5 protein-coding genes are annotated in these 6,493 nt (G+C 59.6%); 4 read left to right on the top strand and 1 reads right to left on the bottom strand.

Translation table 11 applies throughout. The features are described 5' to 3' along the window. Positions 1-272: 272 nt before the first annotated feature. The 3 genes from ACR0B5_RS11705 (at position 273) to ACR0B5_RS11695 (ending at position 3,966) form a co-directional block, all read left to right on the top strand. Positions 273-1,427, top strand: coding sequence for a phosphoserine transaminase (locus ACR0B5_RS11705; protein WP_480540553.1), 1,155 nt, complete (start codon positions 273-275; stop codon positions 1,425-1,427). Positions 1,428-1,523: 96 nt separating this feature from the next. Continuing rightward, positions 1,524-3,119 (top strand): phosphoglycerate dehydrogenase, encoded by a 1,596-nt coding sequence (gene serA / locus ACR0B5_RS11700; protein WP_170482243.1) that lies wholly within the window; start codon positions 1,524-1,526, stop codon positions 3,117-3,119. Positions 3,120-3,240: 121 nt separating this feature from the next. Next, positions 3,241-3,966 carry a metallophosphoesterase family protein gene (locus ACR0B5_RS11695; RefSeq protein ID WP_480540551.1) on the top strand — a complete coding sequence of 242 codons (726 nt, stop codon included), beginning with the start codon at positions 3,241-3,243 and terminating at the stop codon, positions 3,964-3,966. Here ACR0B5_RS11695 and ACR0B5_RS11690 read toward each other — a convergent pair. Continuing rightward, positions 3,953-5,470: a malonate--CoA ligase gene (locus tag ACR0B5_RS11690; protein ID WP_480540550.1), complete on the bottom strand. Its 1,518-nt coding sequence runs from the start codon at positions 5,468-5,470 to the stop codon at positions 3,953-3,955. The two genes, ACR0B5_RS11695 and ACR0B5_RS11690, sit on opposite strands and share 14 nt — an antisense overlap. Before the next feature lie 144 nt (positions 5,471-5,614). Here ACR0B5_RS11690 and serB point away from each other — a divergent pair, with 144 nt between their 5' ends. Beyond that, positions 5,615-6,490: a phosphoserine phosphatase SerB gene (serB, locus tag ACR0B5_RS11685; RefSeq protein WP_480540548.1), complete on the top strand. Its 876-nt coding sequence runs from the start codon at positions 5,615-5,617 to the stop codon at positions 6,488-6,490. Positions 6,491-6,493: the final 3 nt, after the last annotated feature.

Below are 6,493 nucleotides of genomic sequence, written 5' to 3'. Positions count from 1 at the left end.
CGCGTCGACAACGCATACGGAGACCGAAACCTTGTCTGCACATGCCCACCAATGGAAGCTTACGAAGAAGCCGCAGAATAAAACAACAAACCCCCGCCGAAAGGCGGGGTTTTCGCTTATCGGAAACCTCTGTTCTTATTTACGCTCATCTTTGGTGTCGTTTTTTGCGGTGAAAGCGTCTTTTTCGCTTGCTGCGTCTGCGAAGGCCTCATAGCTCTGTCCGTGGGACACCCCTCCCCAACGAGGGGCGTGTATCTGGAAGGGTAATACAGATGAGCAATGAACAACCGGCGACGCGGCCGGCGAATCCGCGTTTTTCCTCGGGCCCCTGCGCCAAACCCCCCACATTTGATCTGTCCAAACTGGCCGATGCCGCGCTGGGTCGTTCGCACCGTGCTGCTGTCGGCAAGGACAAGCTGAAAGCGGCCATCGAAGGCACGCGTGAGATTCTGGGCATTCCAGTGGACTACAAGATCGGCATCGTTCCCGCGTCGGACACCGGCGCGGTTGAGATGGCGTTGTGGTCACTGTTGGGTGAGCGCAAGGTTGAGATGCTGGCTTGGGAGAGCTTCGGCGCGGGCTGGGTGACTGACGTGGTCAAGCAGCTGAAGATCGATGCCGAGGTGAAGACGGCAGACTACGGACAGATCGTGGATCTGGCCTCGGTCGATTTCGCCAATGACGTGGTGTTCACATGGAACGGAACGACCTCGGGTGTGCGGGTTCCGAATGGGGACTGGATCGCGGATGACCGTCAGGGTCTTACGATCTGCGACGCAACCTCGGCTGCCTTTGCGATGGACTTGCCGTGGGACAAGCTGGATGTGACCACGTTTAGTTGGCAGAAAGTGCTGGGCGGTGAAGCGGCTCATGGGATGCTGATCCTAAGCCCGCGCGCGGTTGAGCGGCTGGAAAGCTACACGCCCGCATGGCCACTGCCGAAGATTTTCCGCCTGACCAAGGGTGGCAAGCTGATCGAAGGTATCTTTAATGGGGCCACGATCAACACGCCCTCGATGCTGGCGGTCGAGGATTATCTGTTTGCGCTGGACTGGGCACGCTCGGTTGGTGGGTTGCAGGGGCTGATTGCTCGTGCCGTTGCCAATGCCAGTGCGGTGTATGCCTTCTGCGTCCAAAACGATTGGATCGCCAATCTGGCCGAGGATGCGGCGACGCAGTCGAACACCTCGGTCTGCCTGAAATTCACGGATGGGCGCATTCACGACGGTGCAGCATTCGCGAAAGCCGTGGCCAAACGGCTTGAGGCCGAGAACATCGCCTTGGACATCGGTGCCTATCGCGACGCGCCTGCGGGCCTGCGTATTTGGTGCGGTGGCACGGTTGAGACCTCGGATATCGAGGCGATGCTGCCATGGTTGGCATGGGCCTTTGAGGCCGAGATCGCAGCGCAGTCTGAGGCTGCCTGATATCCCAGTGCCGGGCTGAAGCCCGGCCTACACGACCGAATTGTAGGGCGGGATTCAGCCCGCCATCCCCCAGAACTCTCCAAAGGACCAGAGAATATGGCCCCCAAAGTACTCGTATCTGACAAGCTCAGCGAAACCGCCGTGCAGATTTTCCGTGATCGCGGCATCGACGTGGATTTCATGCCCGATCTGGGCAAGGACAAAGACAAACTAGCCGAGGTGATCGGACAGTATGATGGCCTTGCCATTCGTTCGGCCACCAAGGTCACACCGACCATTCTGGAGAAGGCCGACAAACTGAAAGTGATCGGTCGTGCCGGGATCGGGACCGATAACATCGACAAGGATGCGGCCTCGAAAAAGGGTGTGATCGTAATGAACACGCCCTTCGGCAACATGATCACCACCGCTGAGCACGCGATTGCGATGATGTTCGCAGTGGCGCGGCAGATCCCTGAGGCCAGCACCTCGACCCATGCGGGTAAATGGGAAAAGTCCAAGTTCATGGGCATCGAACTGACCAACAAGACCCTCGGCGTGATCGGGGCGGGCAATATCGGCGGTATCGTTTGCGAACGCGCGCTCGGCCTGAAGATGAAGGTTGTGGCCTATGACCCCTATCTGGGTGAAGAGAAAGCCGCGCAGATGGGTGTTGAAAAGGTCGAGCTGGACGAGCTGCTGGCCCGCGCTGACTTTATCACTCTCCATGTTCCGCTGACGGATCAGACACGCAACATCCTGAGCCGAGAAAACCTGGCGAAAACCAAGAAGGGTGTGCGGATCATCAACTGTGCCCGTGGTGGTCTGGTCGACGAAGACGCGCTGGCCGAGGCGCTGCAATCGGGTCATGTCGCCGGCGCGGCCTTTGACGTGTTCAGCGAAGAGCCGGCGAAGGAAAACGCTCTTTTCAACCTGCCCAACGTAGTCTGCACGCCTCACCTTGGCGCGGCAACGACCGAGGCGCAGGAGAATGTGGCCCTGCAGGTGGCGGAGCAGATCTCGAACTATCTGTTGACCGGTGCGGTGGAAAACGCGCTGAACATGCCGAGCGTGACGGCGGAAGAGGCCAAGGTCATGGGGCCGTGGATCAAACTGGCGGGCCATCTGGGCAGCTTCATCGGCCAGATGACCGATGAGCCGGTTCAGGCGATCAACATCCTCTACGATGGTGTAGCGGCTGAAATGAACCTGGCCGCGCTGAACTGCGCTGTCGTTGCAGGGATCATGAAGAAGTTCAATCCCGAGGTGAACATGGTCTCGGCGCCGGTTGTCGCCAAAGAGCGTGGCATCAAGATCTCGACCACCAATCAGGACAAGTCCGGTGCGTTTGAGGGCTACATCAAGGTCACTGTGGTGACCACCAAGCGCGAACGCTCGATCGGTGGCACAGTGTTCAGCGACGGCAAGCCTCGCTTCATCCAGATCAAAGGCATCAATATCGACGCCGAGATCGGAGCGCATATGCTTTACACCACCAACGAGGATGTGCCGGGCATCATCGGCGCGCTGGGTCAGACCATGGGCGAGAACGACGTCAACATCGCGAACTTTACCCTAGGCCGGTCTGAGGCGGGGGGTGAGGCCATTGCGCTGCTCTATGTGGACGAACCTGTGCCAGCCGAGGCGCGCGCCAAGCTGGCGGAAACGGGCTTGTTCACGCAGATCAAACCGCTGGAGTTCGACGTCGCCTGATTGGCACCCTTTTTCATTTCAAACAATTTGACACCCGCGCCAAGGACCGACGCGGGTGTTCCTGATTGCGCTATCAACGCTTTCGCCTCTAAACTGCCGTGACAGCAGCCGAGACCTTTTCATGACTAAACCGATTTACGCCATTGGCGACCTGCACGGGCAGAGCGCCGAGTTCGATCGACTCCTTTCTCTGATTGACCGCGACGGCGGGCCTGAGGCTCAGGTGGTGTTTCTGGGCGACTATACCGACCGGGGACCAGATAGCCGGGGTGTTCTCGACCGCCTGATCGCGGGACGCGCCGAAGGGCGGGACTGGATCACTTTGCTGGGTAATCACGACCGTATGTTTGCATGGTTTCTTGAGGATTTCCCCCGCCATGATCCGCATCTTCTGGTCGGCTACCACTGGCTGCACGAACGTCTGGGCGGGGTCGAAACACTTGCCAGCTATGGTATCGTGTTCGAGGGGCAAACCCGGCTTGAGGATCTGCACGCCATGGCGTTGCAGGCCGTGCCCGAGGATCATCGTGCGTTCCTGCGGGGGCTGGTCTTAATGCACCAGACACCCGACCTGGCTTTTGTTCATGCGGGCATCCGCCCCGGTATCGCGTTGGATCAGCAGGATGAAAACGATCTGGTCTGGATCCGGCAGGAGTTTTTGAAACATACCGAGCCGCATCCCAAGCTGATCGTTCACGGCCATACTCCGGTCGACCAGGTGACGCATTGCGGCAATCGCGTGAATCTTGATACCGGCGCGGGGTATGGGCGCCCGGCCAGTGCCGTTGTCTTCGAGGGCCGCGCCTGCTGGGAGATAACTGAAAAGGGCCGGGTCAGCCTTGTATAAAGCTGTCTTTATAGGTCGCGCGCAGGGCGTTCTTTTGCACCTTGCCCATGGTGTTGCGGGGTAGCTCATCCAGCACGATCAGTTTGCGCGGATGTTTGAACCGGGCCAGCTGATCCTGAACGCGCGCCAGAATGGCATCCAGATCAAGGGCCTGTCCGGGCTGAGGCACTAGAATGCCCAGCACCGTTTCGCCAAAATCCGAATGCGGCACACCGATGACCGCGCTTTCCAGAACACCGGGTTGGTCATCCAGCAAAAGCTCGATTTCCTTGGGGTAGATGTTGTATCCGCCCGAGATGATCAGGTCTTTGCTACGGCCGACGATATGGACATAGCCATCCTCATCCACCCGGCCCAGATCACCGGTGATAAAGAACCCGTCCTCGCGCAGTTCGGCGGCGGTTTTCTCGGGCATCTGCCAATAGCCCTTGAAGACGTTCGGACCGCGCACCTCGATCATGCCGATTTCGCCTTGTGGCAGAGGCGCGCCGGTTTCGGCGTCCGTGACTTTCAGCTCGACATCCGACAGCGGGACCCCGACGGTCCCGGCGCGGCGTTCGCCGTCATAGGGGTTCGAGGTGTTCATGTTGGTTTCGGTCATTCCATAGCGTTCGAGGATGCGATGCCCGGTGCGGGCTTCGAACAACTCATGGGTTTCTGCGAGCAGCGGTGCCGAGCCTGAGATGAACAGCCGCATATGGCGCGTCAGATCTTCGGTAAACCGGTCATCGCCCAGCAGGCGAGTGTAGAAGGTTGGCACACCCATCATCGAGGTGGCCTCCGGCATCAGACGCACGATGTCATCCAGATCGAACTTGGGCAGAAAGATCATCGATCCGCCCGAAGCCAGCACCACATTGGTCGCTACGAACAGGCCATGCGTGTGAAAGATCGGCAGCGCATGCAGCAGCACATCGTCCTTGGTGAAGCGCCATTCCTGCATTAGCGTTTCGGCATTGGACAGCAGGTTGGCCTGCGTCAGCATCGCACCTTTCGACCGCCCCGTGGTGCCTGAGGTATAAAGGAACGCGGCCAGATCATCTTCGGACCGTGAAACAGGTTCATACGCAGGCAGCATTCCCAGCGCCCGGCGCATCAGGCTGCCACAGCCATCGGCGTTCAGAGTTGCAATATGGGCGTTCTGCGCTTGGGCAATCGGGGTCAGGCCAGCCTCGTTCGCGATATCGCAGACCACTAGCTTCGCGCCGCTGTTTTCGATGAAATACTGCAGCTCGGTGGTCGTATACGCGGTGTTGAGCGGCAAGAAAATCAGCCCGGTCTGCGCGCATGCTGCGTAGAGGGCAAGCGCCTCGGGCGATTTTTCGACTTGAACCGCGACGCGATCTCCGGGCTCCAGCTCCAGCCCCGTCAGCGCGTTGGCCAGCCGCGCGGCCATGTCGAGAAAGGCGGCATGGGTCAGAACCTGACCTTCGGGCAGATGCAGGAACGGCGTGGTTTTCCCGGCGTGAATGCCAAACAGACGATCAAAAAGCGGGTTGGCCATTCGGTGTTCCTTTCCGTGCGTCGCGGGCTGAATCTGGCGGGGAAAACCGGGACCGTAAAGCCCCGTTTGCCAGATATTTCCAACCAACTCTGGCGAAAATGCTGCACCTGCGATATGCGCTATGCAGATTGCCGGAGACCTGCCATGTACGTTGCCACCTTGCTGACAAATCCCACCACACCCTCGCTTGAGGTACCGATGGTGGACGCGCTGCGAAATGCGTGGGGCGGGGGCGAAGTCACGTGGCTCAACCCCGGTGAGGCGGCCGAGTTCACGCTGTCCGAGATGCCCGACAATCGCTGGGACGTGTGGGCCGATCTGCAAGAGATGAGCGTTGATCTGGTCGTTCAGGCGTCTGAAGGGCGGCGCAAGAAAATGCTTCTGGCGGATATGGACAGCACCATGATCCAGCAGGAATGCATTGATGAGCTGGCGGATGAGGCGGGCGTGGGTGAGCGTGTCAAGGACATCACCGCCCGCGCGATGAATGGTGAGTTGGACTTCGAAGGCGCGCTGATCGAACGGGTCGGCCTGTTGAAAGGACTGGACGAGGTGGTCATAGACCACGTTCTGAACACGCGGATCACCCTCATGCCCGGAGGGCGCGAGCTGGTGGCAACCATGCGAGAGGCAGGCGGCTATGCGGCCTTGGTCTCGGGCGGGTTCACCGCGTTTTCGGCCCGCGTGGCGGCGCAGTTGGGGTTTGATGAGAACCGGGCGAACACGCTGTTAACCGAGAATGGGCAGCTAACGGGCGATGTGCAGCACCCGATCCTCGGGCGGCAGGCCAAGGTCGAATCGCTGGAGCGGATCACCGCAACGCTTGGATTGTCCGAGGGCGACGTGATCGCGGTTGGTGACGGAGCTAACGATCTGGGCATGCTGGGGCGGGCCGGAACCGGCGTTGCACTGCACGCAAAGCCCTCGGTTGCGGCTGAGTGCGACGTACGGATCAATCACGGAGACCTGACGGCCCTGCTTTACATTCAAGGCTACAGCAAGGCTGACTTCAGCGGTTAGCGC

Source organism: Ruegeria sp. AG1, assembly GCF_056541705.1.
This window is presented reverse-complemented; position numbering and strand designations above follow the sequence as displayed.